This is a genomic window from Luteibacter rhizovicinus (assembly GCF_004342265.1).
Taxonomy (GTDB): domain Bacteria; phylum Pseudomonadota; class Gammaproteobacteria; order Xanthomonadales; family Rhodanobacteraceae; genus Luteibacter; species Luteibacter rhizovicinus_B.
Window position 1 is genome coordinate 299,371 of the sequence record NZ_SMCS01000002.1, and the last position, 25,730, is coordinate 325,100.

The window sequence follows — 25,730 nt, forward strand, 5'->3', positions numbered from 1 at the left end:
ACATGTCCGCCCAGATTTCCGAACGTAGCGCCACCCTTCCCCGCATCGGCCACTACATCGCCGGCAAGCCCTATGCCGGCAGCGCCGCGCGCTCCGCACCCGTCTACGACCCGGCCCGTGGCGAGATCGCCGCGGAGGTCGCCCTCGCCTCCGCCGACGATGTCGACGTTGCCGTGCGTGCGGCTAACGAAGCCTTCCACGCGTGGTCGCAAACGCCTCCGCTGAAGCGTGCGCGCGTGATGTTCCGGTTCAAGGACCTGATCGAACGCGACATGGACAAACTCGCACGCATCGTCGTGCACGAACACGGCAAGGTGCTTTCCGATGCGAAGGGCGAGATCGTGCGCGGGCTCGAAGTGGTCGAGTACGCATGCGGTATCCCCGAACTGCTCAAGGGCGAGTACACCGAGCAGATCGCCAATGGGATCGACGCATGGACGATGCGTCAGGCGCTGGGCGTCTGCGCGGGCATCACGCCATTCAATTTCCCCGCGATGGTACCCATGTGGATGTTCCCCATGGCCATCGCCTGCGGCAATACATTCGTACTGAAGCCGTCGGAGCGCGACCCGTCGCTTTCGTTGGAACTTGCGAAATTACTTAAAGAGGCGGGCCTTCCCGACGGCGTGTTCAACGTCGTACAAGGCGACAAGACCGCCGTCGACGCGCTGCTGGATCATCCGCTGGTACGCGCGGTGAGCTTCGTCGGTTCGACGCCTATCGCCGAGTACATTTATTCGCGCGGCAGCGCGCAGGGCAAACGCGTACAAGCCCTGGGTGGGGCGAAGAATCATATGATCGTTATGCCCGATGCCGACCTCGACAAGACCGCCGACGCGCTCATGGGCGCCGGATACGGCGCGGCAGGCGAGCGCTGCATGGCCATTTCGGTCGCCGTAGCCGTCGGCGAAGCCACCGCCGATGCCCTGGTGGAAAGGCTCGCACCCCGCGTTCGCGCCCTGCGCATCGGCAGCGGCCTGGACGAAAGCGTGGAGATGGGCCCCGTCGTCACCAGCCAGCACAAAGACCGCATCACAGGCTACATCGACGACGGCGTACAGAGCGGCGCCGAACTCGTCGTGGACGGCCGCGGATACCAGGTAGCCGGCTGCGAGCAGGGATTTTTCGTAGGCGGAACGCTGTTCGATCGCGTCACACCGTCCATGCGGATCTATCGCGAGGAAATATTCGGACCCGTCCTGTGTGTCGTTCGTGTGCGCGACTTCGCATCCGCGTTGAAACTCGTGGACGATCATGAATACGGCAACGGAACATCGATCTTCACGCGAGATGGACAGGTCGCGCGCGAATTTGCCCATCGTGTGCAGGTCGGAATGATCGGCATCAACGTGCCAATTCCTGTACCGATGGCGTTTCACAGTTTCGGAGGTTGGAAGAAAAGCCTGATGGGCGACCACCATGCCCACGGCCCCGAATCGGTGCGTTTTTATACGCGTCAGAAAGCCGTAACCCAGCGTTGGCTGAACCACGATGAAAGCACGGGTGCGGAGTTCGCTATGCCGACGCATTAAGATAGCGCCGCTGTACGCAGGGGGAATGCACTGCGCAAGGATCGCTACAAATTGAAAACCAACAACCACCACGTACATTGCGTCACTTTCAGGGAGAACGTTTCATGCTCACCAACAAACTAATGCGGCCACTGAGTACGGCGTTGCTCGCCTGCCTGGGTCTTGGTTTGGCCGGCCATGCAAGCGCGCAGGACGCGTCGGACAAATATCTGTTCGGCGACTGGAATGGAACGCGAACCCGTCTCGCGGACGAAGGCATCACCTTCGACCTCGGCTACGGTAGCGAAGTGGCGCACAACTTCACCGGCGGCACGAGCCATCTGACCCGCTATACGGATCAGTGGAAACTCGGGTCCACGCTCGATCTCGACAAGCTCTGGGGTTGGAAGGGCGCCACCTTCCGCATCATGGTTACCGACCGTAACGGTCGCAATCTCGGTGCCGACGCCCACATCGGCAACAACCAGCTGATCCAGGAAGTCTACGGCCGCGGCCAGACCTGGCATCTCACCGAATTCTCGATCGAACAGAAATTCTTCGACGGCAAGCTCGACTGGAAATTCGGACGTCTACCTGTCGGTAGCGATTTCGCCGCGTTCTCCTGCGACTTCCAGAACCTGACGTTCTGCGGCGCGCAGCCCGGCAATATCGTCGGCGATTACTGGGTGAACTGGCCGACCAGCCAGTGGGCCACGATCGTGAAGCTCAATACGACCGAGCAGACCTACATCCAGATCGGTGCGTATCAGGTCAATCCGAAATACGTCGACGATCGCTACGCGCGCAAGAACGGCTGGAAGCTCAACAATCCGGGCGGCACCACCGGCGCACTGATTCCGCTTGAGTTCGGCTGGACGCCATCGGTCGGCGGCCTGCCCGGCAGCTACAAGATCGGCGGCTGGTACAACACGTCCAAGGGCAACGATCTGTACCTCGACGTCAACCGCGAACCGATTGCCTTGACCGGCGGCAAGCCGCTCCAGCGCGACTCGCGTTATGGCGGTTACATCAACTTCGAGCAGCAGGTCTCGGGTGTAGCGGGCGGCAAGGGCACCACGGTGTTCCTGAACATCTCGCAGGCGGATCGCGACACCTCGGCCACCGATGGCCAGATCGCGCTGGGCATGGAATACAAGGGCATCTTCGATCGCCCGAACGATTTCGTCGGCGCAGCGCTGGGTGCAACGCACGCGAACGGACGCAGGGGCGACTATCAGCGCCTGTTCAACGAAACGCATCCGGACCAGGCGACCGTGGTCAACGACGGTTACGAGTACGTCGCGGAAGTGTTCTACAACTGGTCGCCGATCGCGTCGATCAATCTTCGTCCGAACCTGCAGTACATCCTGCATCCGGGCGGCACCAGCCAGAACAGCAATGCGTTCGTCCTCGGTCTGAAGACCAGCGTTACGTTCTGATAGAAGCGACATGGAAGAACGAAACGGCCCGGCACACCCGGGCCGTTTTTTTGCTTGTGCAGGAGCGCACAAGAGCGCTCCTACAAGAGCGTGCGTGCACTCAGGCGTCGTTTTCGCCGGATACCGTGACGAAAACTTCCTCGTCATCGCCTACCGTTACCCGGACATCGATCGGGCGGCAGCACACCTGGCAATCCTCGACATAGATCTGATCGCCAGCCGAGGCGTCCACGACGATCTCGATGGATTCGCCACAATACGGGCAGTGGATGTTGACGAAATCGGTCATGGGTCGTTCCTCCGGGGGAGTCTCGCCCGTTATGCTACGCGGCTTCCACCGGATTCCAAGCGGAGCACCGCCATGATCGACCTGGTCGGTTTCGACGGCGACGACACCCTCTGGCATAGCCAGGGCTATTACGACCATGCGCAGGCGGAATTCGAGAGAATTCTGGCCAATTACATCGATCTGGCCGATGCCGGCCTGCTCGATGCGCTGCTGGCCACCGAGCGCGGCAATCTTTCCCTGTTCGGCTACGGCGCGAAAGGCATGACCCTTTCGATGATCGAATCGGCCATCGAACTGACCAATGGCCGCATCGGCGCGGCGGATATCCATCGCATCGTGAAGCTCGGCAAAGACGTGCTGAGTCACCCGGTCGAGCTGCTGCCCGGCATTCGCGACGCGGTGGAAACCGTGGCGCGTACCCATCGCATCGTGCTCATCACGAAGGGCGATCTGTTCCATCAGGAGTACAAGGTCGCACGCTGCGGACTGGCCGACCTGTTCCACCGGATCGAAATCGTGTCCGAGAAAAACCCAGCGGCGTATGCGCGCGTTTTTCGCGAATTCGACATCGCCCCGGAACGTTTCGCCATGGTCGGCAATTCGCTGCGCTCGGATATCGCGCCGGTGGTCGCCCTTGGCGGCTGGGGTATCTATATGCCGTATCACAGCACCTGGGCGCACGAGACGGAAACCGATTTCGCGGTGAACGAGCGGGTGATCGAGGTGGCCGGTGCCGAAGGCATTCCCGACGCGGTCGCCACGATGCACGCCACGTCCGAACGTTAACGACGACATCTTCTTCGCGTCTTACCGGCGACTCTTCACTCCACGCTCACCTGCGGCAGGGAGACGGTTTCGTCATGCACAGACATATCCACCTCGGTTTACGCGTGGTCAAGACCACCGCGACGGGATTCAGCGACGACGAACTGATGACACGGGCCGCCGCGCTGGCGTTCTATTCCGCCCTTTCATTCGCGCCCCTGCTGGTGCTGTTGCTATGGATCGTGGCTTCGCTGCGCCCCGAATGGCAGAGCCAGCTCGTCGATAGCCTGAACGGCCTCGTCGGCGAACGGGCGGCCGGTGCCGTGCAGCTGGTCATCGCCAATGCCAAGGAGCGCCCCGGTGTCGGCAGCATGGCCGGCATCATCGGTCTCGGGGTCACCATCGTGGGCGCTTCCGCCGTGTTCGCCCAGCTTCAGGGCGCGCTGAATCGCGTGTGGAGCCTTCAGCCCAGGCCGGGACGAGCGGTGCTGGGCTGGCTGCGTGCCCGAATGCATGCACTCGGGCTATTGCTGTCGCTCGCCTTCCTGTTGATCGTCTCGTTCTCCGCCAGCGCCATGATCGCCGTGTTCGTGCGTGGCGGTACCACGGCATGGCAGATCGTCGAGGCGGTGATCTCGCTGGGTATCTTCGTCGTTATCTTCGCTGCGATCTTCAAGGTACTTCCCGACGCGATCATCGAATGGCGCGACGCCATCGTCGGCGCCGCACTTACCGCCGTGCTGTTTGTTATCGGCAAGTACGCCATCGGCATTTATCTGGAGCACAGCAATGTGGGCGGACCGTATGGACCGGCCGGTGGCGTCGTGGTGTTGCTGGTATGGGTCTACTACTCCGCGCTGATCCTGCTGTTGGGCGCCGAATTGACGGAAGCCGTCGCCGAAGCGCGCGGCAACCCGATTAAACCGCGGCCATACGCCATGTCGCTACGTGCGGATAAGGCCCCGGATGTTGACCCGTCCATCACGGGCGCGGCGGTATCCCTGTCCAGGCCCCATAAGGAGGATCCCTCATGAAGAAGCCCCTGATCGCGTTTACCGCTCTTGCCCTGATCGCCAGCGCGGCCGTCGCCCCGCAAGCCCAGGCACAGAGCAGCCATCGCCGCCAGGTGTGCGAGAACGTCGAGGTCAGGCACAGCGATGCCAAGGACCAGCACCAGATCGCCGGTACCGCCATCGGCGCGGTGGCGGGCGGCGTGCTCGGCCACCAGGTCGGCGGCGGCAAGGGCAAAACCCTGGCCACGGTCGCCGGCGCGGTAGGCGGCGGTTACGCCGGCAATCGCATTCAGAAGAACAATCAGGACAAAAACAGCTATACGACGACGGAACGTCGCTGCCATTACGTGGACGACTGAGTACCCCATGTAATAGCCGGGGGCTACGGCCGGTCTCATGGGTAAGGCGCTCTGCGGGGCGCCACCCCACTTGAGCGAGGTTCCGCCCATGAGCACCGCCGATCGATCCCGCCGCCGCTTCGTCGGCGCCCTGGCCGCCGTTTCCGCCCTGGCGCTGGCCATCAGGCTTCCCCGTGCGGCGGAAGCGCCCGCGCCGGGTAACGTCACTCTCGATTGCTTCGGCGCCGACAAGAAGCCGCTGGGGCCGTGCGTGCAGCCGCGTGTCGTGCTGTCCGATGCCGAGTGGAAGAAGAAGCTCAGCACGAAGGCTTACGACGTCACCCGGCGCGACGGCACCGAGCCGGCGTACACGGGAGAAGGCTGGGATCGTCACGACAACGGTCTGTATCGCTGCATCTGTTGCGACACCGCGCTTTACGATTCGGCGACCAAGTTCGAATCCGGCACGGGCTGGCCGAGCTTCTGGCAGCCGATTTCGAAACGGAACGTCGTCGAACACCAGGACACCAGTCTGTTCATGACGCGCACGGCGGTTTCGTGTGCGCGTTGCGATGCACATCTGGGGCATGTCTTCGACGATGGTCCGCGTCCGACGGGTTTGCGCTATTGCATGAATGCGGCGGCGATGCGTTTTGTAGCTGCCACATAGGAATCGACAGCGTCGTCGCCTGCCCTGCATGGTCGCCGCGGATTCCGGCGTGCGCCGGAATCCGCGGCGAGGCGATCGGCTATCGCGATGACATGCCACCAAGCGCCTGCCGCGCCGCCTCGTCCGTCATCGGAAAGAACCGCCAACCCGCTCCCTGCCCGACCGCCCGGATAAACCGTCCGTCGGGCAACCGGCATATCAACGTCGTCGCTTCACCGGAACGCACGACGCGAAGCACGACAGCTTCGGCCCCCGCCCACTCTTCGTCGCCGATCCGTATGTGCTCCCCCGCCAGCGAGATACCGCGCAGCCTTCCCCTGTCGCGGTATCGATAAACGAGCCAGCCGCCGATCAGACAGACGAGCAATAGTCCGAGCGATTGCATGGCTCGTATCCGTTCAACCGCCCGGAGGCGTCATCGGTGCCATCTGGTATTCCTTCGGCGGAGTACCACCCTGCAGGTTGCGCACGAAGTAATCCCAGCGACGGCGCGTCATGTACTGCGTCGCTTCGCCGTAGCCGTGATGGGCATTGGGAATCATGATCAGGTCGAAATCCTTGTTCGCCTTGATCAGCGCGTCGACCACCAGCAGCGTTTCATACGGCGGCACGTTGTCGTCCATCGTGCCGTGCGCGAGCAGCAGGTGTCCCTTCAGACCGGCGGCGTGCGCCTGGTTGGCCTGATCGTCGTAGTTGGACGTACCGTCGGCTTTCTTCTCGAGCAGACCCTGCCACTTCTCGGCCCAGTCGTCCTCGTAGTTGCGGTTGTCGTGATTGCCGCTTTCCGAGATACCCACCTTGAACAGATCGGGGTAACGGAACATCGCGGTCGCGGTCGCGTTGCCGCCGCCCGAATGGCCCCAGATACCGACTTTATCCATGTCTATCCACGAGTAACGCTTGCCCAGTTCGCGCAGACCCGCGACCTGGTCGGGCAGCGTGTTGTCGCCGATATTCTGGAAGTACGCATCGTGGAAGGCCTTCGTGCGCCACGGCGTACCCATGCCGTCGATGGCGATGACGATGAAGCCCAGTTCCGCCAGCGCCTGGTTGTCGCCATGCGCGGGAATGAAGCTGCGCGTACGCACCGAACCGGTCTGCGGGCCCGGATAGATGTAATCGACGATCGGATACTTCTTCGACGGATCGAAGTGCGTCGGCTTGAACATCAGACCGTAGAGATCGGTCTTGCCATCGCGAGCCTTGACCGTGAAGGCCGTCGGCGGCACCCAGCCCGCGGCCTTGAGGCGCGAGATATCGGCGCGCGCGACTTCCTTGACCGTGGCGCCCGTGTCCGAGCGACGCAGCACGGTCACCGGCGGATTGTCGATCGTGGAATACGAATCGACGAAGTACGTGCCGTCCTTCGAGAGTTCGACCGTGTGATCGGCATCTTCAGGCGTCAGCAGCGTCAGGCCCTTGCCGTCGAAACCGATCTTGTAGAACTGCTGGTAATACGGATTGCGGCCCTTTTCCTTGCCGACGCCGCGGAACCAGATCGTCTTCGACTTCGGATCGATGCGCAGTACTTCGGTGACATTGCCGTCGCCCGAGGTGATCTGATGCTTCAGCTTGCCGGTCTTCAGGTCGTACATGTACAGCTGGCCCCAGTTGCTGCGCTCGCTGAACCAGATGACCTCGTCGGTTTCGGGCACGTACTGCCAGTTGACCTTGCCGTTGCCGCTTTCGAAGTACGTCTTCGCCTTTTCGCCGAAGACTTCGCGCACCGCACCGGTTTCCGGGTTGGCGACGCGGAACCATTCCTGCTTGTGATCGCGCGACGTGGAAACGAACGCAATGCTGCGACCGTCGGCGGCCCAGCGCACGTCGTCCCATTCGCCGGGGCTGCACGACACGTCGTCGCACAGCGTCGAACGATGCTGGTCGGGCGGCATCTGGAAACGAACGGTTTTGTGCGACGGCACGTCGATCACGACGCGCTCGATCATCGTCACGTCCTTGTCGCCCGGCAGCGGATACTTCCAGGTGTCCACCGTCGGATGACCGACGTTGGTGCCGACCAGCGTCATCTCGCCGGTCTTGCGCTGATCCTGCTGGAAGGTCGCGATCTTCTTCGAATCCGGCGACCAGACGCCGATGGCTTCGTCGGTATGTTTCCAGCCCGCGTTGTCCGTCGCATAGCCGTAGTTGGCCACGCCGTCGGTGGTCAGTTGCGTTTCCGCACCGGTCGCGATGTCGCGCACCCATAGGTTCCAGTCGCGGATAAAGGCTTCCTGCTTGCCATCGGGCGACGCCAGGCCGGGCTCTTTGGCCAGCGGCTTGCCATCGGCGCCCTTCTTGGCGGCCGGCTCGGCGCAGGCAGCGAAATCGGCGTCGCAGACGAAATGCTTGCGGCGCGCGGTGACGTCGTAGCGGCCGTCTTCGCGCACGGTATACGCGGACACCGGAAGCTTGTTGGCCTCGACCTTCTTGCCCAGCGCGGTGCTCAGCGCCGTGGCGAGCTTGTCCTGGTCGAACGCCGGGGTGACCTGACCGGTCGCGGCATCGACGCGCAGGAAACGGTCGCCGTTCTGGTCGTGGTCGCGATACCAGAAGTGCGTGTCGTCGGTCCAGGTAACCCGGCCCACCGCATGGTCGACCAGCGGACCGGCGATGTTCCCGAGGAAGCTTTCCGCGTGCTTATAGTCATTCGCGGTGAGCGTCTGCGCGGCTGCGCCGGCGGAAACGAGGCCTAGCAGCAGAGCGCCCGCCAGCCGCGTGTTGAGAATCGTCGACATCGCATAGTCCCCGTGTCATGGCTAAGGACAGCGCCGGACGGCGCCGCAAACCCACGAGGCTACCGGCAGAAGGCCCCCGGAACGTATGCCATTGGTCACCCCTAGTGACCGCCCATCCTGAACTTGCGGCCCTGTTTCTCGACCAGCCGCAGCGCCAGCGCGTCGGGCATCAGCTTGAACAGGGACTTGATCAGCCCGTTGACCCGCCCGTTCACGTAGACCGCCTTGCCGGCCTCGACGGCCTGCCAGCCCTGCCGGACGACCGTGGGAGCGTCCATCCACATGAATTTCGGCATCTGGGACACGAGCTGTCGCGAGCCGCTGACGTCGTGGAATTCCGAATAGGTGAACCCCGGGCACAGGGCGGTGACGTTAACGCCCGTACCCAGCGTTTCCAGCGCCAGCGACTGGGAAAAACGGATCAGGTATGCCTTCGAGGCGCCATACAACGTGTGTCCCGCCGACCCCGGAATATGCCCGGCCAGCGAGGCCACGTTGACGATGCGTCCGTAACCGCGCGCCTTCATGCCGGGAAGCAGGCGATGGCTGAGTTCGGTCGGCGCCGTCATCAGCACCTGGATAAAGTCCGCGTGGGTTTGCCAGGGACTCTCGTCGAAATAGCCCGGGACGCCATAGCCCGCATTGTTGATCAGGATGTCGATGGGCAGATGCTGGTTGTCCAGCGCGGCGACCAGCGCTTCGACCGCATCGGGCCGGGCCAGATCCAGCGGCGCGACCGTGGCTTCGACGCCATGCCGCGAGCGCAGCTCGGCGGCCAGTTGTTCGAGGCGATCGGTACGCCGCGCGGTCAAGACCAGCGCGATGCCATGGGAGGCGAGTTCGCGCGCGAATGCTTCGCCAATACCGGAAGACGCGCCCGTAATGAGGGCGCGACGTGGAGGATTCGTGGTCATGTAGAAGCCTTGTGCTCGCTCACTTCCCGTCGTCCGACTCTTTCATCAATGCCGAAATCTGCGCCTTGTGCGATTCGTAGAAAGCCACGTTGGCCTGATTCACTTTCTTCTGATCGACGTACTTGGCCATCTCCGGATTGCTCTTCGCTTCCGACGCGATGGCCGCGTTGGTGACCGCGAGGTTAGCCAGCAGGAAGTCGCGCGGCGTGAAGCCGTACTTCTTGATAAGCGGCGCGATACGCGGATCGGCGCTCACCACCTGGTTCGCCAGATCCTCCAGGCTGTGGATTTTGTTGAAATCGGTCGGCGCTTCGCTGGGTTTGATACCCGCGGCCTTGGCTTCCTGGGACACGGCGACGATGCGTTTGAACACATCGTCATTCAGCTGGTAATTCTGAATCGCCTGCTTGTCCGACTCCGGAATGTGCGAAGCCGGGTAGTCCTGGGCCAGGGCGGCCATGGGAACCAGAGCGGCGAGCAGCAGCCCGAAGGCGGCGGCGACGCGGGCTACGGCGGGAAACGAAAGCTTCATCGACAACTCCTCAAGTGCGTTGGACACGTTTGACGGCCGAGGATAAGGGCGGAAAGGTTAGGTTTGTGTCTTCGCGTTCACGGAACGGTTAATCGCGAATGTCTCGCCACCGACGCGGGCGATAGGTAGGCTTCGCACATGATCCTGACCGTCACCCTGATCCTCGTCGTTATCGGCGTCCTGTTTCTCTGGCGCCGCCGCCGTCGCGCCGCCGGCACCTTCTTCGCCCTGTCTGTCCTGTGGACCTTCGCGGTCGGCTGCGGCCCCGTGGCGGACTGGCTGCTGCGCGATCTCCAGGCGGGGATGGCGCAGGACGTCGACCACTGGGGACAACGCAACGTCATCATCCTGCTGGGCGCGGGCACCCTGCGCGGCGACACGGGCGCCGTGGAACCGGGCATGGCGGCGAACGGCCGCATCCTGCGTGCCACCGAGCTTTATCGCGCGTGCAAGGCCACGGGCGCCGTATGCCGGCTGGAAGTCAGCGGCGGCGACGCGGCCGGGCTCAAGGAGCCGGAAGCCGCGGTATACAGCCGGACACTGGAGCGGCTGGGCGTTCCCGCCGATGACCTTCTGCTCGAACCGCGCAGCATGAACACGTTCCAGAACGCCCAGTTCAGCGCGCCCCTGCTGGCCGGACTGCATCCGGACCGCGTCGTACTGGTCTCGTCCGCGTTTCACCTGCGCCGCGCTTCGCTGTACTTCGCGCACTTCGCGATCGAGGCCACGCCCGTGCGGGCCGACTACCTCAAATCGAGCTACGACTGGCTGCCCCAGGCGTCGAACATGTACATGGCGGATGTCGCGCTGCACGAATACATCGGCATCGCCCGCTATCGTTTCTATAACGCGATGGGCTGGAACGTCCCGCGCGTCAAGGCATCGTAAGCGCCTGCCGGATGCGGCGCACGAACGTGTCGCCGTCGAAACCCATCATTCCCCCCGAGATTGCCATGACCGCCCCACTCACTCCCATTCCTCCCTCCGGCGCCGGTGCGGTCGTCGAACCGACGGGTGCCGGCCTTTTCCAGAGTCGCGTTACCGCGGGCAACCTGCACTTCATCGCCGACGAGCCGGTCGCCGATGGCGGCAACGGCACCGGCCCCGGACCGTACGATCTGCTGGCCGCGGCGCTCGGCGCCTGCACGGTCATGACGCTGCGTCTGTATGCGTCGCGCAAGTCCTGGGATCTCGGCCGGCTTCGCGTCGAGGTCGTCCATACGAAGGACGCCACGCGAACGCCCGCCGACGTCTTCACGCGCACCATCGTCTTCGATCCGTCGATCGACGGGCAGCAGCGCACGCGGCTGCTCGACATCGCCGACCGCTGCCCCGTTCATCGCACGCTGGAAGGCGGCGCCAGCGTGGTTACCCACGTGTCCGACGTCCTGCCGGTGCCCGTCGCCTGCGAGCCCGGAGCCCATGTAACGGATATGGAACAGGCCTGCGCCGAGACCGGCTGAAGACTCAACCGAACAGCTTCGCCGCGACCTCGGCGATGTGCTTGCCCTGATACTTCGCGCCCGCCAGTTCGTTGGCACTCGGCTGGCGCGAACCGTCGCCTTTGGCGATCGTCGTCGCCCCGTAAGGCGCGCCACCGGTGATCTCGTCCATATTCGTCAGCCCGGCGAAGCTATACGGCAGGCCGACGATGATCAGGCCCAGATGCATCAGGTTCGTGATGATCGAGAACAGCGTCGTTTCCTGACCGCCATGCTGCGTGGCCGTGGAAGAAAAGGCCCCGCCGACCTTGCCGTTCAGTGCGCCGCGCATCCACAGGCCACCGGTCTGATCGAGGAAGTTGGCCATTTGCGACGCCATGCGGCCATAACGGGTGCCGACGCCGACGATAATCGCGTCGTAAGTTTCCAGGTCCTCGACCTTCGCAATGGGTGCTTCCTGCTCCAGCTTGAAGTGCGAACTTCTTGCGACCTCTTCGGGCACCAGTTCCGGCACCCGCTTGATATCGACCGTCGCGCCCGCCTCGCGCGCGCCCTCGGCGACGGCCTTCGCCATCATTTCGATATGGCCATAGGCCGAGTAATAGAGCACCAGTACTTTTGCCATGACGGTGGACTCCGGGTGGGCCCCCAAATCTAGGCGCCCCCGGGTCAATGCGACGTAGAAGACCGCAAAAGCATGCAGCTGGCAGCATGGACGTCCAATCCACGCGGCACGGCAAGGGAGGAACATTCCCTCCCAGGACAGTGTCCAACAGCCATCGCATGACGACGAGGTGCCCCATGCCCGTGGCATTGCTCCATCCCACCGGTACGCCGAAATCCGCTGCCATCGCACCGGCCGACCGGTTCAGGACCGCACAGGCATGGAATGTCCTGCGAGCCGCCGCGCGCATCGAACCCGACCACGACGCCGTGCTCGCGTGGTATCGCGACGACCCCATCGTTTCGCTCGATCGCCGGACGGCGGAGGCGCTGGTCGCCGAGGGGCGGCATGACGAGGTGCTGACGTTTCTGGATGAGGTGCATGGGTTGGGTGACGGGGCGGAAATGCGCTGGTCGGCGTTCTGAACCATCTCAATCCCCTCACCGTCGTCCCTGCGCAGGCAGGGACCCAGGGCGACCACGCACGCATTGACCGTATCGCGCACGATCCCGCTCCCGAAGCACGAACACCCATACCGCGAAAACCTACTGCACCGCGCTGGGCTTCTGCCTGCGCACGAGCGAAGGGTAGGTAACGTAACGACAACCGGCCTGCTCGCGCTAAAGTGCCTCATCGCAAGACAGGAACCACCCCGTGTCGATCGACGAAGCGCAAAACTCCGAACGCCAGGAGCGCATGACCGCCGAGCGCGCCTACGAGCTTTTCTGGGCCGAACTGCTCGATGCCGGTGCGACCTTCGCCTGCGTCGGCACCGGATGCACCGCGCCACTCATCTGCGCCTGTCTCGATAAACCCGAACAGACCCTGCGCGTACGCCCCTACTTCCGCTCCCGCCGCATCGAAGATCACGCGGAAACGTGCGAAGTACTCCACGGCACGCGATCCGGTACACGGAAACCGGAAACGCCCACGCCCGACGTATTCGAACTGGAACGCCCCGCCGATCACTTCCGCGCTTCACCGCAACCGGGCACCCCGTCCGTACAGACCGCGCGGGAAGCTCCCGCGACGAAAAAATCGTCGGGCCTGCGCACCGGCGCCAGTCACTACTACCGCTTGTCATCCGTCGTGCAGAAGTTTCTCGAACATCGCCGCGACGGCACGCTGGCCGAAGCCACCGTCGCCATCGGCGGCGAAACGCCGACGTACGAGGCGCTGTTTCGCAATGTCTATCGGCAGAAAGTCGAGGACATAACAGGCGTCCGCGCTATCTGGTGGGGCACCGCATACGTGCAGCGCCTGAAAAAAGAAAACGGCTACTTCATCCGTTTCACGCGCGCATTCAGAACCGGCGAGCAGGAAACCAAACCGACCATCACGCTCGGCGAGAAGCTGATCGAGGTATACCCCGTGCGCAAACTGCTACGCGCGCGGCTCGACAAGCTGATCGCGGAAACCGGCGGTTACTGCGTCGTCTTCGTCTGGGCAAAACCCTGGACACCGGCGGAAAGCGAAGCATCGTTCGTTCGCTTTTACGTGAACAACCCCGACCACATCGACATACGTGGTCCGGAGGTTCTCGAAGAACTGAAACAGACCTCGCGAATCGCCCGTGCCCGGTAACGGTATGCTTTCGTCATGACGCCCAAACCGCCGAAAAAGCCCCGTCGCTGGCATCGCCTGCATTACGCGCGGCGTCCGCGCGATGCGTCGCACGACTATAACGACGCCGACTACGACGGCGGCAACGCGTCGGGCGGCCTGTATCTTCGCCACGTGATCGCCCTCGGCGCCGCGATCGTGGTTATCGTCGTGGTTGTCCGCTGGCTCATCGGCTAGGGCATATCAGTTCCGACTCACCCAAACGGGGGTAGGGAGCCGCGCGCAATACATGGACGATGGGTCCACCAGCACGCCGTCATGTGTGAGGACCCGCCCCATGATCAGCCAGCCACTGCCCGAGCGCACCGACTACCCGACCGTCATCGTCGATCTCGGCACACGTTCCGCCGCCTTCGATCCGCGCACCCGCCTTTCGGGCGATGCGCTGGACGAACGCGCGCATGCGACCGAAATACACCTGTCGCCCGAGGGACGATCGCAGGGCCAGGGACCGGAAGACCTGCTGTTGATCTATCGCGGCTCGCGCTCGTCGCAGGATGGAAACACGGAGAACATTTTCTTCCGTCGCCATACCGCGAACCCACGACGGATCGATGTCGCCTCGAAGCACACCGCGATCCATGCACTGGGCCACGTGCTGCTCGACACGCTCCAGGGCAGCGCCGTCGCGAACTCGCCGCTGCTGATGCATATGGCGCTGGCGCTGCGTGAACTGCTGGCCGGGCACGCGTCCGTTACGCAGGACGCCGGAGCGTTACGCGGCGGTCTCGCCGCATGGCAGGAGCGCCGGGCCATCGCCTATATGGAGGCCCGCCTGGACGAATCCTTCTCCGTAGCCGACGTGGCCGCCGAATGCAGCCTGTCGGTAAATCATTTCTCGCGCGCCTTCCGATGTAGCGTCGGCATGCCGCCACACCGATGGGTACTGCAACGGCGGATCGCCCGGGCACGGGAACTGCTGACCGGCACCGCCCTCCCCCTTGCCGATGTAGCCCTGGCATGCGGGTTTGCCGAACAGAGCCATTTCACCCGGGTCTTCGCCCGAAGTGTCGGACTTCCGCCGGGCGCCTGGCGCCGTATGGCCTGACGCGCGGTCAGACCGCCTTGCGGCCGAAGATCAGGTGCAGGCCGAACAACGCAAAGAACACGCCCGCGCCGCCATCGATCCAGCGGCTGGCCCGCACGTAGCCCCGGCGCATGGCCGGCAGCGCGAATACGCCGGCCACCACGGCGAACCAGGCGAACGTTTCCACTGTCACCAGGGTCCACAGTCCCCAACGCGACGACGTATCGACGCTATCGCCAAGGAACGCGGAAAAGATACTGGCGAAATACACCGCCGCCTTCGGATTGGCGAGATTGGTCAGGAGACCGCGACGCAGGGCCACGAGAGGGCTCGATCCGCGCAGGTCGACGACCGGGCCGGCTCCCGGCTGCGGCGCGCGAACGGCGCCGCGCAGCATCTGGAACGCCATCCACAGAAGATAGGCTCCGCCGCAGATCGCAATCCCCCGCTCCAGCCAGACCAACCGGTGCAGCAGCAATTGCAGGCCCAGCAGCGCCAGCGCCGCCCAGACCGCCACGCCGAGGGCGATGCCGACGACGCCGAACAGCGCTTCGCGCTTCGACCGGCTGGCGGCCAGCTGCGATACGAAGAAGAAATCGGGGCCGGGAGTAATCAGGGCCACGATGTGCACGACGGCGATAGTCAGAAAGAGATTCATGGGCGAGTCCGGGGGCGACACATGAGCCTAACGTCCTGACGAGACTGAGTAAATCCTCGCCGAAACAGCAGGCCTCCACGAACCTCGCCGCGCTGCGCCTTGCCCCACCCCGCCCCGTCCTCTACGCTGCCGCAATTTACGCGGTCACGGGGCTTTCCCCGGCCTTCTAAGGGGATTGTCTGATGCTGGCTCTGCTTGGCCATGTTCTATTTGGCCTGTTCGGTTTGGCGGTGCTCGTGGGCATCGCGTTCATTTTTTCGAACAATAAGCGCGTCGTCGACTGGAAACTGGTCGCCACGGGTATCGCGCTGCAGATCTGCTTTGCGGCGATCGTGCTGAAGGTGCCGCTGGGCCGCGACGTTTTCGATGCTATCGCCACCGGCTTCGTCCGCCTGCTCGACTACGTCGACGTGGGTTCGCGCTTCATCTTCGGCAGCCTGCTCGACAGCTCGAAGTTCGGCGTGATCTTCGCGGTGAAGGTGCTCCCGACCATCGTGTTCTTCGCCGCGCTGACCGGCGTGCTGTACCACCTCGGCATCATGCAGCAGATCGTCAAGGGCATGGCCTGGGTCATCACCAAGGTGATGCGCGTGTCCGGCGCGGAAACCACCAGCGTCTGCGCCAGCGTGTTCATCGGCCAGACCGAAGCGCCGCTGACCATCAAGCCCTATATCGAGCGCATGACCCAGGCCGAGCTCATGACCGTCATGATCGGCGGCATGGCCCATATCGCCGGTAGCGTGATGGCCGCGTACGTGGCGATGCTCGGCGGCGACGACCCCGTGCAGCGCATGTTCTACGCCAAGCACCTGCTCACAGCGAGCGTCATGGCCGCGCCGGCCACGATCGTGCTCGCGAAGATCCTCGTGCCCGAAACGCAGGAGCCGCTGACCCGCGGCACCGTCAAGATCGACGTCGAACGCACCACCGCCAACGTCATCGACGCGGCGGCCACGGGCGCGGGCGACGGCCTGAAGCTGGCGATGAACGTCGGCGCCATGCTGCTCGCCTTCATCGCGCTTATCGCGCTGATCAACGGTCCGGTGCAGTGGCTCGGTACCGTCGGCGGCCCCGAGGGCAGCCTCAATCACTGGCTCACCGGCTTCGTCGGCCACGACGTAAAGCTGAGCCTCGAAACCATCTTCGGCTGGGTCCTCTCGCCCATCGCATGGCTGATCGGCGTGCCCTGGCAGGATGCGACGCTGGTCGGCAGCTTCATCGGACAGAAGGTCGTCATCAACGAGTTCGTCGCTTATGCGGATCTCGCCAAGCACCTCGACGAGCTGCTGCCCCATAGCCGGTTGATCGCCACGTACGCGCTGTGCGGCTTCGCCAACTTCTCGTCGATCGCGATCCAGATCGGCGGCATCGGCGGGCTGGCACCGAATCGTCGCGCGGACCTGGCGCGCCTCGGCCTGCGCGCCGTGCTCGGCGGCTCCATCGCCACGTTCATGACCGCGACCATCGCGGGCGTGCTCGAGGGGTTCTGAGCGATTAAGTCTTAGCAGCCCGCCGCAGATTTACGGGACAGACCTGTGGGAGCGCGCCTGCGCGCGAAAGCCAACGTAGCGAAGATGCTATGCGTGACGTCCGCAGCCCGGGAAGCGGGCTCGCGGAGGTGAGCACCCGTCATCCTCGCCCTGTTGGCTTTCGCGCGCAGGCGCGCTCCCACAACAGGTCGGCCTCACGGCCGCGTCCCAAGGGCATGCCCCGCAGGTCTGCGGCGAGTTTGCGGGTTTAGGTTTCTATGCGGAACACATACGCATAGCGGCCTACCGGCTTAACCGGCAGCGTCAGGCGAAGTCCATCCTTCTCCTGCGTCCATTTCACCGCCTGCCCATCGGCCAGCATCGTCACCTTCCGCACGCGATCGTCCGCGCCAACCGAACGAATCGTCAGTGCCCCATCCGCGGGCCAGCCCAGCGCGATCGCATAGAGCACCCCATCGCGTGTCGTGAACCGGATGTCCTGCGCGGTGAATGGCCGTGCCTTGCCTTCCTGCATCGTGCCCGCGACATTGCGCGTCGGACCCTCGCCAAAAACACGCCACGGCTTCGACGCATAAATCGCGTCGCCATTGATCTTCAGCCAGCCGCCGATGGCGAGCAATGTCGTGCGCTCCTCCCCGGTAATCGAACCATCGGCACGCGGCCCGATGTTGAGCAACAGATTCCCGTTTTTGCTGACGACATCGACCAGCGTATGCACGACGGTTTCGGGCGACTTGTACGTATCCCCTTCGACATAACTCCACGACGCATTTCCCAGCGACGTATCGGTCTGCCAGTGCGTCGGATGGATACCATCGAGCTGGCCGCGTTCGACATCCAGCGTGCCCGCACCTTCGGGAAAGGCGCCCAGCTTGTAATCGACCACGACGCCACCGCGTTTCGCACCGTCGTTGTAGTAGTAAGCCAGCAGCGGCGGCAGCGCATTGCGGAACGACGGATGCCCGATCCACCAGTCGAAGTAGATCAGATCGGGGTGATAGCGTTCGACGATCTCGGCGGTGCGCGCCGTCCAGTCGTCGAGCCACGCTTGCGACACAAACGTCCAGTCGGCCGCCAGGTCGAGGTCGCCACGCGTGGCGACGTGCGCATGCGCCGGACCGTAGAACGCGGCATAACGTGGATCGTTCACGTCGGAATCGATCGTACGGCCGTTATCGAAGAACCAGTCGTGTTCCGCACGATGCGACGACAGCCCCAGATGCATGCCTTCGGCACGGATAGCCGCGGCCAGTTCGCCGACGATGTCGCGATGCGGACCCATCTTCATCGCCGTCCAGTCCGATAGCTGGCTGTCGTACATCGCGAATCCATCGTGATGCTCGGCCACCGGCACCACATAGCGCGCGCCGGCTTCGCGGAAGAGCTTTGCCCAGGCGCGCGGATCGAAGCGCGGCGCCTTGAACAACGGGATCAGATCTTTGTAACCGAAACGATCCTGCGGACCATACGTCGCGATGTGATGCGCGAATTCCGGCGTACCCGGCTTGTACATATTGCGCGAATACCATTCGTTGCCGAACTGCGGCACCGCATAGATGCCCCAGTGAATGAAGATGCCGAACTTCGCATCCTCGTACCACGTCGGCGCGCGATAGCCTTGCAACGATGCCCAGTCGGCATGGAAAGGCCCTTGCGCAGCGCCGTCCGCCACCCGACCCAGCAAACGAAGACGTTCCGCATCGAACGCCTTACCCGATTCGCGCCATGTCCGGTCGATGGCTTCGGGGTCGACCTTGCCAGCGGTGGGCGCCGTGGCCTGCGCATGCGTTGCACCGGAAAAGAACAAGGCGGCCGCTATCAGCGCACGCAGGGAATTAGTGACCAAGGCGGGCAAGCGCATGCTGTTTTTCCTGATAGGACTTGGGCGTGCAGCCGAGCTCGCGGCGAAACACGGTGTAGAGGTATTGCACCGACGTAAAGCCGCAGCGCTGCGCGATATCGGCATAGCTGGTTTCGCCTGCGGCGAGCATCGACTGCGCTCGTTCGATTTTGTGACGCAGGATTTCCTGGTGAACACTGCGTTTCAGGCCCATCCGGAAGTGTTCCTCCAGCAGCGAACGCGAAACGCCTACGTAATCGGCGACCTGCTCGGTCTTGATGCCCAGGCAACCGTATTGCCGGATGTATTGCAGTGCCCGCATCACGTGCGGGCTACGCACCGTCTGGTGCCGGCTCGACGCCGCCGCGTCGATGCCATCGGGCGGAACGACGACGCGTGCGTCGCGCCGGTCGATGCCCTGGAGCATCCCGTGCAACCATTCGGCCGCGGTGCGCCCCATCTGCACGGTGCCCTGTCGGATCGACGTCAACGGAATGCGGCACAGCGTGCGCGCCAGCGGATCGCTGTCGATGCCGATGATCGCGATCTGCTCGGGCACGGCGATGTCGGCCATCATGCAGGCCTGGATGACCTGCCGCGCCCGTGCATCCGTTACCGCGATCAGGCCCACGGGCTTGGGCAGGTCGCGCAGCCATGCGATCAATGCGTCGGTGGATTCGCTCCACCCCGCCGCGCTGGTCGCATGACCGCGGTAGATGCGTGCCGGCACACCATCGCCGACCACCGTCGTTGCGAATATGCGTTCGCGTTCCTGCGCCCAGCGGCTGGACGGAAGTTCCGGCAACGAATACAGCGCGAAGTTTCGCAAACCCTGCGCTACGAGGTGGTCGTAGCCGAGGCGGATCAGCTTCGCGTTGTCCGTCGCCACATAGGGAAGATTCGCGGGATAGCGCGCCGGGTCGGCATACGAGCCGCCCACCGCGACGATCGGAATGTCGACGGTCGCCAGGGCGTCGGCCACCTGCGGGTCGTCGTAGTCGGCGATGATCCCGTCGCCGGCCCAGTCGGCCAGACCGCCCAGCCGCGCACGGAAGTCCTCCTCGAGGAACAAATCCCATGTCACGCGGGTGGAACTCAGGTAAGCGCCCACGCCGGCGATCACCTGCCGGTCGTAAACCTTGTTGGCGTTGAAAAGAAGCGCAATACGGTGCACGCCGCCCGATCCGACCATCCCTCCGTCCCTTCTCCATCCGCGCCCCCGCGCGGCCATGGGGTTGAAAACTACAGGCGAAGAGGCCCGTTCAGGCACATTTGCGGCAAACGCAAACGAAGAAACGTCAATCCCGATGAGCAATTTCGTAATTGTGTGAAGAGAGGCATCGCTCCAGCATGCAGCCCAGTCGCATGCCGCCCGTCGACGAGGGGCGACGGTATGGGATCAGGAGCCAGGGGAGGCTCGTCGGGAAGCGAAACGCTGGCAAAGCGGATCGCCTCGTGGGGCGTCAGGGGTGCGGAACAGGACACCGGATCGGGGCCGGACGTCCGTCGGAAGCCCATCGCTCTCAAGTGATGCAGGAATGGCAAGCGCGCCGAAAGGGCCGCGCGGGCATGGGTAACTGCGGAAAACGTCCGGCGGGCACAGCCTCCCGGAATGAACGAAAATATTTCGGGGAGAGCAATAAATATGAATCACCGGTCCGAACAGACCAGGGTCCAGCGCGTCGACCAACGCCTGACCGTCGCCCGCCTGTCCGCGGGTATCGCCATCGCCATCGCCCTGCTGCAGGCACCGGTGCACGCCCAGGACGCAGCGCCCGCCGGAACGCAGGCCCAGACCGCGAAACCGGATACCCAAAAGAAGAAGACCGAGGCGCAAAAAAAAGCCGAGGCAAACAAGCAGGTCGATCCCACGGCCACGGAGCTCGGCGGGATCACCGTCACCGGCGTGCGCGCCAGCCTCCAGTCGGCGGCATCGATCAAGCAGAACGCCGACCAGATCGTCGATTCGATCGTGGCGGAAGACATCGGCAAGCTGCCCGACAGCAACGTAGCCGAAGCGCTACAACGCATTTCGGGCATCCAGATCGACCGCAACTACGGCGAAGGCAGCAGCATCGCCATTCGCGGCCTGACCCAGGTGCGCACCGAGCTCAACGGCCGCGACTCATTCACCGCCAACGGCGGCCGCGCGCTGAGCTTCGAGGATGTTCCGTCCGAACTGCTTGCCGGCATCGACGTCTACAAGAATCCCTCGGCGGAAATCATCGAAGGCGGTCTGGGCGGCACGGTGAACCTGCGCACGCACAAACCGTTCGATTTCGAAGGCAGAAAGCTCGCCGTTACCGGCGAGTACGATTACGGCGATCTGATCAGCAAGGGCAATCCGTCCGCGTCGGGTCTCTTCAGCAACCGCTGGAACACGGACATCGGCGAATTCGGCGTGCTGCTCGACGTCGCCTATCAGAAGCATGCCTTCCGTCAGGACGTCGTCTCCACCGAACCGTTCTATCAGGTCAATGAAGGAAGCGGCGGTCCGGACACGATCTATCCGGGCTACGCAGGCCGGACCCTCAACGTGCCGCACGGCGGTGGCGTCGGCGAAACCTACGGCGATCGCAAGCGTCTGGGCACCGCGCTGGCACTGCAATGGCGTCCGAATGCCGAGTCCGAGCTATACCTGCAGGCGCTGCGTTCGGACTATAAGTTCCAGTGGAAGGATTATGCGGTCTTCGGCTACAGCAGCGCGAACGGCATGGTTCCCCAACCCGGCGCACCGTTCCAGTTCGGTCCGAACGGCGACTTCCAGAGCGGCACGTTCAGCGGCACGACCGATGCCGGCAGCGGCGCGTACAGCGCCGGCATCCCGGTCGACTCGAACTCCAGCCTGGCGACGCGTCACTCCAAGACCACCGACATATCGTGGGGCGGTTCGTGGAATGCGACGAACTCGCTGACGCTGAGCACCGACTTTCAGTACATCAAAGCCACGACGGATCAGTTGCGCTACATCCTGAACACGCACACCACCGCACCGTCGATGTTCCAGGATATCTCCGGCGGCATTCCGGTCATCACCGTGCCGCAGGGTTCGCTCACCGATCCTTCGACCCAGCAGATGGGTTTCGCACTCGACGATCGCGACAAGAGCAAGGGCCGCGAATTCGCATGGCGTGCCGATGCCGAATACACCTTCGACAGCAATTTCCTCCAGTCGATGAAGTTCGGTGTGCGTACCACGGATCGCAAGGCCGACACGCAGACCACGGGCTATCGCTTCAGCTACTTAGGCAAGGACCTGTCGACGCTTCCGTCGTCCATGTGGATCGTCAATTCGTTTAACGACTTCTTCCGCGGCAACGCGAACACCTTCGGCGAAACCATCGCACCGAACCCGGCGCTGCTCTCCGATTATCCGGGTTCGCTCACGGCCCTCGGCATCACCGCCCCGCTTACCTATAACCCGTTCCTGGCCAACCACCAGAACGAGAAGACTTACGCGGCGTACGGCGTGCTGCGCTTCGGCTGGCGCATGTGGGACATTCCGGTCGACGGCAATATCGGCATGCGCGGCGTGCGCACGAAGGTCGGCACCTCCGGTTTCATGTCCGATCCGAACGGTAGCGGCACGTACACCCCGCTGAGCGTCAACAGCACGTACAACTCCTACCTGCCCAGCCTGAACCTCAATATTCACCTGACCGATAAGCTGCAGTGGCGTTTCGCGGCGTCGAAGGCACTGACGCGTCCGAACTTCGACCAGCTGAATCCGACGCTTTCCCTGTCCACGCCCAATGCGAGCGGCGCGAACACCTTTACCGGTTCCGCGGGCAATCCGAACCTTCAGCCGATGAAGGCCAGGCAGTACGACACGTCGCTGGAGTGGTACTACAACCCGACCAGCATGCTGTATGGCGCGCTGTTCTATAAGAGCGTGGACGGCTTCATCGCCAACGGCGTCTTCAACGAAACCTATAACGGCCAGGTCTACCAGGTCACCCGCCCGACCAACGGCGACAACGGCATCATCAAGGGTGCCGAAACGGGCTACCAGACCTTCTTCGATTTCCTGCCGGAGCCGTTCAATGGCCTGGGCGTGCAGGCGAACTACACCTATGTGTACAGCAAGGCGCCGAGCCCGAGCGCGACCGATACATCCGGCCGCCCGTTGCAGGTTCCCCTCGAAGGCCTGTCGAAGAACAGTTACAACTTCATCCTGATGTACGAAAAAGGCCCGGTTTCCGCGCGCGTCGCGTACAACTGGCGTAGCCAGTGGGTGGAAACGACAGCCGGTAACGGCACGGGCAACCTGCCGATCTACGACAAGGCATTCGGCCAGGTGGATGCATCGGTTACCTATCACGTCACCGATGCGTTCTCGCTCACCGGTGCCGCGGTCAACCTGACCAATACGAAGCGTTCGACGATCTTCGGTCTGGACTCCCGTCCACGCGATGTGCAGATCAACGATCGTCTGTTCAGTCTGAAGGCGCAGTTCACCTTCTGACAATGCAGGACCCGGCAGCCCGCCCCGAGCGGGCTGCCGGCATGTAGTGGCTTACGGGGAGAAGGATGGGCACGTACCGACGATGGCGGTCATGGCACAGCGCGTTGCTGACGATAGCGGCCGGGCTGATATCGACCGGCCCGCTGTCGACCGGTGCATCCGCGCGCGATGCCGTTCCATACACATGGAACAGCGTGCGCATCGGCGGCGGCGGATACGTCAGCGGCCTTTCCTGCCACCCGCGCGTGAAAGGCCTCTGCTATGCGCGCACCGACGTCGGAGGCGCCTACCGCTGGGATGCGGCAAAGACGCGATGGATACCGCTGACCGACTGGATCGACGCGGACGATGTCAACCTGGCCGGTATCGACAGCCTCGCGTTCGATCCGTCCGACCCCGAGCGGCTCTATCTGGCCGCCGGCACCTATACAACGGAACAAGCGGGCAACGGCGCAATCCTCCGTTCCGACGATCGCGGCGCGACGTTCCAGCGCACCGACCTCCCCTTCAAGCTCGGCGGTAACGAACTGGGTCGCGGCAACGGCGAACGCTTGTCCGTGAATCCCATCGACGGTCGCCAGCTGATGTTCGGTTCGCGCGGCGCGGGTCTGTGGCGCAGCGACGACCGCGGTGCGACCTGGCGACATGTCGATAGTTTTCCCGCCGTCGCGACCGCGCCTTCCTCCACGGCGGAAAACAGTTGGCGACGGCAGTCCATCGGTATCGTGTTCACCGTCTTCGACACGTCGACCGTCTATGCCGGTGTGTCGACACGCGAGACCTCGCTGTTCGAATCCAGCGACGGCGGCAACGCATGGCAACCGGTGCAGGGACAGCCGACAGGTCTGCGTCCTACCCATATGCGCGCCGATGGCCGTGGCGGCTGGTATCTGACTTACGGTGACGAACCGGGTCCCGACGAGATGAACGACGGCGCGATATGGCATTACGAGCCGAAGAGTCATGCGTGGACCGACGTGACGCCTATTCCGCGCGACGGCAAGCCCAGCGGCTTCGGCTGGGGCGATATCGCCGTCGACACGAAGAACCCCGACCGCCTGCTGGCCAGCACGCATGCCCACTACAAGCCTGCCGGCGATCTGCTGTTTCGCAGTACCGACGCCGGCAAGCACTGGACGGAGGTATTCGCCCGCTCCGACTTCGAGCACGACAGCGCCATCTGGACGCGCGACCACATACCGCACTGGATGACGACGGTCGTCATCGATCCCTTCGACAGCGATCACGCGATGTTCGTCACCGGATACGGCATCTGGGCCTCGCGAAACCTGCTTGCCTTCGACAGCGGCGCGCGGGCCTCGTGGTGGTTTCAGGACGATGGTCTCGAGGAAACCGTACCGCTTGGACTGGCGAGTCCAGCCAAGGGTCCGCCGCTGATAAGTGCCGTCGGCGACCTCGACGGATTCCGCCACGACGACCTGACCCGCGCACCGCTGCAACTCGCCGGTCCGCCGCGTTACATGAATTCCGAAAGCATCGACGTCGCGGGCAACGCGCAGGACATCGTCGTTCGCGCGGGACGCATTCGTGGCACCCCCACGACGGCACGGGCGGCCTGGTCCACCGATGGCGGACGCTCCTGGACTGCTTTCGCCAGCGAGCCCGACGACGGTGCCGGTGCGGGCACGATCGCCGTGGCGGCCGATGGCGTTGCGATGCTGTGGATGCCGGTGCAGGCGCGCACCGCATGGCTGACCGTCGATCGCGGCGCGCACTGGACACGTACCGGTGGCGTGCCGGTCAGGTCGCGCGTCTTCGCCGACCGCGTCGATCCGAAGCGCTTCTATGCGTGGTCGCCGATCGACGGCCGGCTGTATGTCAGCCGCGATGGCGGCCACGTATTCGCGGCCGTAGCCGGCGAATTCGCCGACGCGCTGGCCGCGGAAGCCGGCGAAGCATACGCCACGCCGGGCAAAGCCGGCGACTTGTGGTTCGCCAGCGCCACGGGCGGCCTCATCCACGGCGACAGCGACGGCCGGTTGATCGGCCGCGCCGCGCATATCGACATCGCCGATTCGCTGGGTTTCGGCAAATCGTCTCCCGACAGCACCACGTCCACGTTATTCGTCGCAGGCAAGCGCGACGGGAAACGTGGCCTCTATCGCTCAACCGACGACGGTGCGAGCTGGGTAAGAATCAATGACGACACACACCAGTTCGGCCGCATCGGACACGTCACAGGCGACCCGCGCCTCTTCGGACGCGTGTATTTCGCCACGGGAGGTCGTGGGATTTTTTATGGCGATGAACACAAGTAACCGGAAGCACACCTACCTTGTAGGAGCCCGCTT

24 protein-coding genes are annotated in these 25,730 nt (G+C 63.7%); 15 read left to right on the plus strand and 9 right to left on the minus strand.

The annotated features are described in order from the left end of the window. Positions 1-2: 2 nt before the first annotated feature. On the plus strand, positions 3-1,532 hold the full coding sequence (locus EC912_RS05480; protein WP_132142138.1) for a CoA-acylating methylmalonate-semialdehyde dehydrogenase: 1,530 nt from the start codon (positions 3-5) through the stop codon (positions 1,530-1,532). A gap of 104 nt (positions 1,533-1,636) precedes the next feature. Continuing rightward, on the plus strand, positions 1,637-2,950 hold the full coding sequence (locus EC912_RS05485) for a carbohydrate porin (protein ID WP_132142139.1): 1,314 nt from the start codon (positions 1,637-1,639) through the stop codon (positions 2,948-2,950). A 100-nt stretch (positions 2,951-3,050) separates the two neighbouring features. Here the strand turns inward: EC912_RS05485 and EC912_RS05490 are convergent, their stop codons facing one another. Further along, positions 3,051-3,239 carry a CPXCG motif-containing cysteine-rich protein gene (locus tag EC912_RS05490; protein WP_132142140.1) on the minus strand — a complete coding sequence of 63 codons (189 nt, stop codon included), beginning with the start codon at positions 3,237-3,239 and terminating at the stop codon, positions 3,051-3,053. Between the two features lie 72 nt (positions 3,240-3,311). On the opposite strand from EC912_RS05490, the gene EC912_RS05495 reads away from it, so the two are divergent. From EC912_RS05495 to msrB, 4 genes are all read left to right on the plus strand, one after another. Beyond that, on the plus strand, positions 3,312-4,025 hold the full coding sequence (locus tag EC912_RS05495; RefSeq protein WP_132142141.1) for an HAD family hydrolase: 714 nt from the start codon (positions 3,312-3,314) through the stop codon (positions 4,023-4,025). Between the two features lie 74 nt (positions 4,026-4,099). Then, the gene (locus tag EC912_RS05500; protein ID WP_132142142.1) at positions 4,100-5,038 is read left to right on the plus strand and encodes a YihY/virulence factor BrkB family protein; all 939 of its coding nucleotides are present in this window, start codon (positions 4,100-4,102) and stop codon (positions 5,036-5,038) included. Beyond that, positions 5,035-5,376 (plus strand): glycine zipper 2TM domain-containing protein, encoded by a 342-nt coding sequence (locus tag EC912_RS05505; RefSeq protein WP_132142143.1) that lies wholly within the window; start codon positions 5,035-5,037, stop codon positions 5,374-5,376. The genes EC912_RS05500 and EC912_RS05505 overlap by 4 nt, the downstream gene beginning before the upstream one ends. Before the next feature lie 88 nt (positions 5,377-5,464). Beyond that, on the plus strand, positions 5,465-6,025 hold the full coding sequence (gene msrB, locus EC912_RS05510; RefSeq protein ID WP_132142144.1) for a peptide-methionine (R)-S-oxide reductase MsrB: 561 nt from the start codon (positions 5,465-5,467) through the stop codon (positions 6,023-6,025). Positions 6,026-6,104: 79 nt separating this feature from the next. Here msrB and EC912_RS05515 read toward each other — a convergent pair whose 3' ends face one another. The 4 genes from EC912_RS05515 to EC912_RS05530 form a co-directional block, all read right to left on the minus strand. Further along, the gene (locus EC912_RS05515; RefSeq protein ID WP_132142145.1) at positions 6,105-6,410 is read right to left on the minus strand and encodes a hypothetical protein; all 306 of its coding nucleotides are present in this window, start codon (positions 6,408-6,410) and stop codon (positions 6,105-6,107) included. A 13-nt stretch (positions 6,411-6,423) separates the two neighbouring features. Beyond that, a complete protein-coding gene (locus EC912_RS05520; RefSeq protein ID WP_132142146.1) occupies positions 6,424-8,763 on the minus strand; it encodes a S9 family peptidase in 2,340 nt (779 codons plus the stop codon). A gap of 101 nt (positions 8,764-8,864) precedes the next feature. Further along, positions 8,865-9,677 (minus strand): SDR family NAD(P)-dependent oxidoreductase, encoded by an 813-nt coding sequence (locus EC912_RS05525; protein WP_132142147.1) that lies wholly within the window; start codon positions 9,675-9,677, stop codon positions 8,865-8,867. A 19-nt stretch (positions 9,678-9,696) separates the two neighbouring features. Beyond that, a complete protein-coding gene (locus tag EC912_RS05530) occupies positions 9,697-10,209 on the minus strand; it encodes a hypothetical protein (RefSeq protein ID WP_132142148.1) in 513 nt (170 codons plus the stop codon). 144 nt (positions 10,210-10,353) lie between these two features. Between EC912_RS05530 and EC912_RS05535 the strand changes: the two genes are divergently transcribed. Then, the gene (locus tag EC912_RS05535) at positions 10,354-11,097 is read left to right on the plus strand and encodes a YdcF family protein (protein WP_207906794.1); all 744 of its coding nucleotides are present in this window, start codon (positions 10,354-10,356) and stop codon (positions 11,095-11,097) included. Between the two features lie 65 nt (positions 11,098-11,162). Further along, positions 11,163-11,672, plus strand: a complete 510-nt coding sequence (locus tag EC912_RS05540) for an OsmC family protein (protein ID WP_132142150.1) — start codon at positions 11,163-11,165, stop codon at positions 11,670-11,672. 4 nt (positions 11,673-11,676) lie between these two features. Here the strand turns inward: EC912_RS05540 and wrbA are convergent, their stop codons facing one another. After that, positions 11,677-12,276 (minus strand): NAD(P)H:quinone oxidoreductase, encoded by a 600-nt coding sequence (gene wrbA / locus EC912_RS05545; protein WP_132142151.1) that lies wholly within the window; start codon positions 12,274-12,276, stop codon positions 11,677-11,679. Between the two features lie 176 nt (positions 12,277-12,452). Between wrbA and EC912_RS05550 the strand changes: the two genes are divergently transcribed. The 4 genes from EC912_RS05550 (at position 12,453) to EC912_RS05565 (ending at position 14,986) form a co-directional block, all read left to right on the plus strand. After that, entirely contained in the window at positions 12,453-12,740 is a 288-nt protein-coding gene (locus EC912_RS05550; protein ID WP_132142152.1) for a hypothetical protein, read from the plus strand. A 229-nt stretch (positions 12,741-12,969) separates the two neighbouring features. Continuing rightward, positions 12,970-13,899 carry a hypothetical protein gene (locus tag EC912_RS05555; RefSeq protein ID WP_132142153.1) on the plus strand — a complete coding sequence of 310 codons (930 nt, stop codon included), beginning with the start codon at positions 12,970-12,972 and terminating at the stop codon, positions 13,897-13,899. Positions 13,900-13,914: 15 nt separating this feature from the next. Beyond that, positions 13,915-14,115 carry a hypothetical protein gene (locus EC912_RS05560; protein WP_132142154.1) on the plus strand — a complete coding sequence of 67 codons (201 nt, stop codon included), beginning with the start codon at positions 13,915-13,917 and terminating at the stop codon, positions 14,113-14,115. A gap of 100 nt (positions 14,116-14,215) precedes the next feature. Continuing rightward, on the plus strand, positions 14,216-14,986 hold the full coding sequence (locus tag EC912_RS05565) for an AraC family transcriptional regulator (RefSeq protein WP_165973520.1): 771 nt from the start codon (positions 14,216-14,218) through the stop codon (positions 14,984-14,986). A 7-nt stretch (positions 14,987-14,993) separates the two neighbouring features. Here the strand turns inward: EC912_RS05565 and EC912_RS05570 are convergent, their stop codons facing one another. Further along, positions 14,994-15,623, minus strand: coding sequence for a LysE family transporter (locus tag EC912_RS05570; RefSeq protein ID WP_132142156.1), 630 nt, complete (start codon positions 15,621-15,623; stop codon positions 14,994-14,996). Between the two features lie 182 nt (positions 15,624-15,805). On the opposite strand from EC912_RS05570, the gene EC912_RS05575 reads away from it, so the two are divergent. Further along, the gene (locus EC912_RS05575) at positions 15,806-17,113 is read left to right on the plus strand and encodes a NupC/NupG family nucleoside CNT transporter (protein WP_132142157.1); all 1,308 of its coding nucleotides are present in this window, start codon (positions 15,806-15,808) and stop codon (positions 17,111-17,113) included. Positions 17,114-17,360: 247 nt separating this feature from the next. On the opposite strand, the gene EC912_RS05580 is transcribed toward EC912_RS05575, so the two are convergent. Beyond that, complete coding sequence (locus tag EC912_RS05580) at positions 17,361-18,974, minus strand: alpha-L-fucosidase (protein ID WP_132142158.1); 1,614 nt, start codon at positions 18,972-18,974, stop codon at positions 17,361-17,363. After that, positions 18,949-20,127, minus strand: a complete 1,179-nt coding sequence (locus tag EC912_RS05585) for a XylR family transcriptional regulator (RefSeq protein WP_243649165.1) — start codon at positions 20,125-20,127, stop codon at positions 18,949-18,951. Before EC912_RS05585 ends, EC912_RS05580 begins: the two co-directional genes overlap by 26 nt. A gap of 471 nt (positions 20,128-20,598) precedes the next feature. On the opposite strand from EC912_RS05585, the gene EC912_RS05590 reads away from it, so the two are divergent. Beyond that, positions 20,599-23,418, plus strand: a complete 2,820-nt coding sequence (locus EC912_RS05590) for a TonB-dependent receptor (RefSeq protein ID WP_165973521.1) — start codon at positions 20,599-20,601, stop codon at positions 23,416-23,418. Positions 23,419-23,483: 65 nt separating this feature from the next. Next, positions 23,484-25,697, plus strand: coding sequence for a sialidase family protein (locus EC912_RS05595; RefSeq protein WP_132142161.1), 2,214 nt, complete (start codon positions 23,484-23,486; stop codon positions 25,695-25,697). Positions 25,698-25,730 lie beyond the last annotated feature (33 nt).

What these genes read in the sequence shown, in the direction of transcription:
- EC912_RS05480 (WP_132142138.1), top strand. Translation starts at nt 3, where the DNA reads ATGTCCGCCCAGATTTCCGAACGTAGCGCCACCCTTCCCCGCATCGGC.
- EC912_RS05560 (WP_132142154.1), top strand. Translation starts at nt 13,915, where the DNA reads ATGACGCCCAAACCGCCGAAAAAGCCCCGTCGCTGGCATCGCCTGCAT.
- EC912_RS05485 (WP_132142139.1), top strand. Translation starts at nt 1,637, where the DNA reads ATGCTCACCAACAAACTAATGCGGCCACTGAGTACGGCGTTGCTCGCC.
- EC912_RS05550 (WP_132142152.1), top strand. Translation starts at nt 12,453, where the DNA reads ATGCCCGTGGCATTGCTCCATCCCACCGGTACGCCGAAATCCGCTGCC.
- msrB (WP_132142144.1), top strand. Translation starts at nt 5,465, where the DNA reads ATGAGCACCGCCGATCGATCCCGCCGCCGCTTCGTCGGCGCCCTGGCC.
- EC912_RS05520 (WP_132142146.1), bottom strand. Translation starts at nt 8,763, where the DNA reads ATGTCGACGATTCTCAACACGCGGCTGGCGGGCGCTCTGCTGCTAGGC.
- EC912_RS05575 (WP_132142157.1), top strand. Translation starts at nt 15,806, where the DNA reads ATGCTGGCTCTGCTTGGCCATGTTCTATTTGGCCTGTTCGGTTTGGCG.
- EC912_RS05530 (WP_132142148.1), bottom strand. Translation starts at nt 10,209, where the DNA reads ATGAAGCTTTCGTTTCCCGCCGTAGCCCGCGTCGCCGCCGCCTTCGGG.
- EC912_RS05580 (WP_132142158.1), bottom strand. Translation starts at nt 18,974, where the DNA reads ATGCGCTTGCCCGCCTTGGTCACTAATTCCCTGCGTGCGCTGATAGCG.
- EC912_RS05495 (WP_132142141.1), top strand. Translation starts at nt 3,312, where the DNA reads ATGATCGACCTGGTCGGTTTCGACGGCGACGACACCCTCTGGCATAGC.
- EC912_RS05570 (WP_132142156.1), bottom strand. Translation starts at nt 15,623, where the DNA reads ATGAATCTCTTTCTGACTATCGCCGTCGTGCACATCGTGGCCCTGATT.
- EC912_RS05590 (WP_165973521.1), top strand. Translation starts at nt 20,599, where the DNA reads ATGAATCACCGGTCCGAACAGACCAGGGTCCAGCGCGTCGACCAACGC.
- wrbA (WP_132142151.1), bottom strand. Translation starts at nt 12,276, where the DNA reads ATGGCAAAAGTACTGGTGCTCTATTACTCGGCCTATGGCCATATCGAA.
- EC912_RS05595 (WP_132142161.1), top strand. Translation starts at nt 23,484, where the DNA reads ATGGGCACGTACCGACGATGGCGGTCATGGCACAGCGCGTTGCTGACG.
- EC912_RS05505 (WP_132142143.1), top strand. Translation starts at nt 5,035, where the DNA reads ATGAAGAAGCCCCTGATCGCGTTTACCGCTCTTGCCCTGATCGCCAGC.
- EC912_RS05525 (WP_132142147.1), bottom strand. Translation starts at nt 9,677, where the DNA reads ATGACCACGAATCCTCCACGTCGCGCCCTCATTACGGGCGCGTCTTCC.
- EC912_RS05490 (WP_132142140.1), bottom strand. Translation starts at nt 3,239, where the DNA reads ATGACCGATTTCGTCAACATCCACTGCCCGTATTGTGGCGAATCCATC.
- EC912_RS05515 (WP_132142145.1), bottom strand. Translation starts at nt 6,410, where the DNA reads ATGCAATCGCTCGGACTATTGCTCGTCTGTCTGATCGGCGGCTGGCTC.
- EC912_RS05565 (WP_165973520.1), top strand. Translation starts at nt 14,216, where the DNA reads ATGATCAGCCAGCCACTGCCCGAGCGCACCGACTACCCGACCGTCATC.
- EC912_RS05540 (WP_132142150.1), top strand. Translation starts at nt 11,163, where the DNA reads ATGACCGCCCCACTCACTCCCATTCCTCCCTCCGGCGCCGGTGCGGTC.
- EC912_RS05500 (WP_132142142.1), top strand. Translation starts at nt 4,100, where the DNA reads ATGCACAGACATATCCACCTCGGTTTACGCGTGGTCAAGACCACCGCG.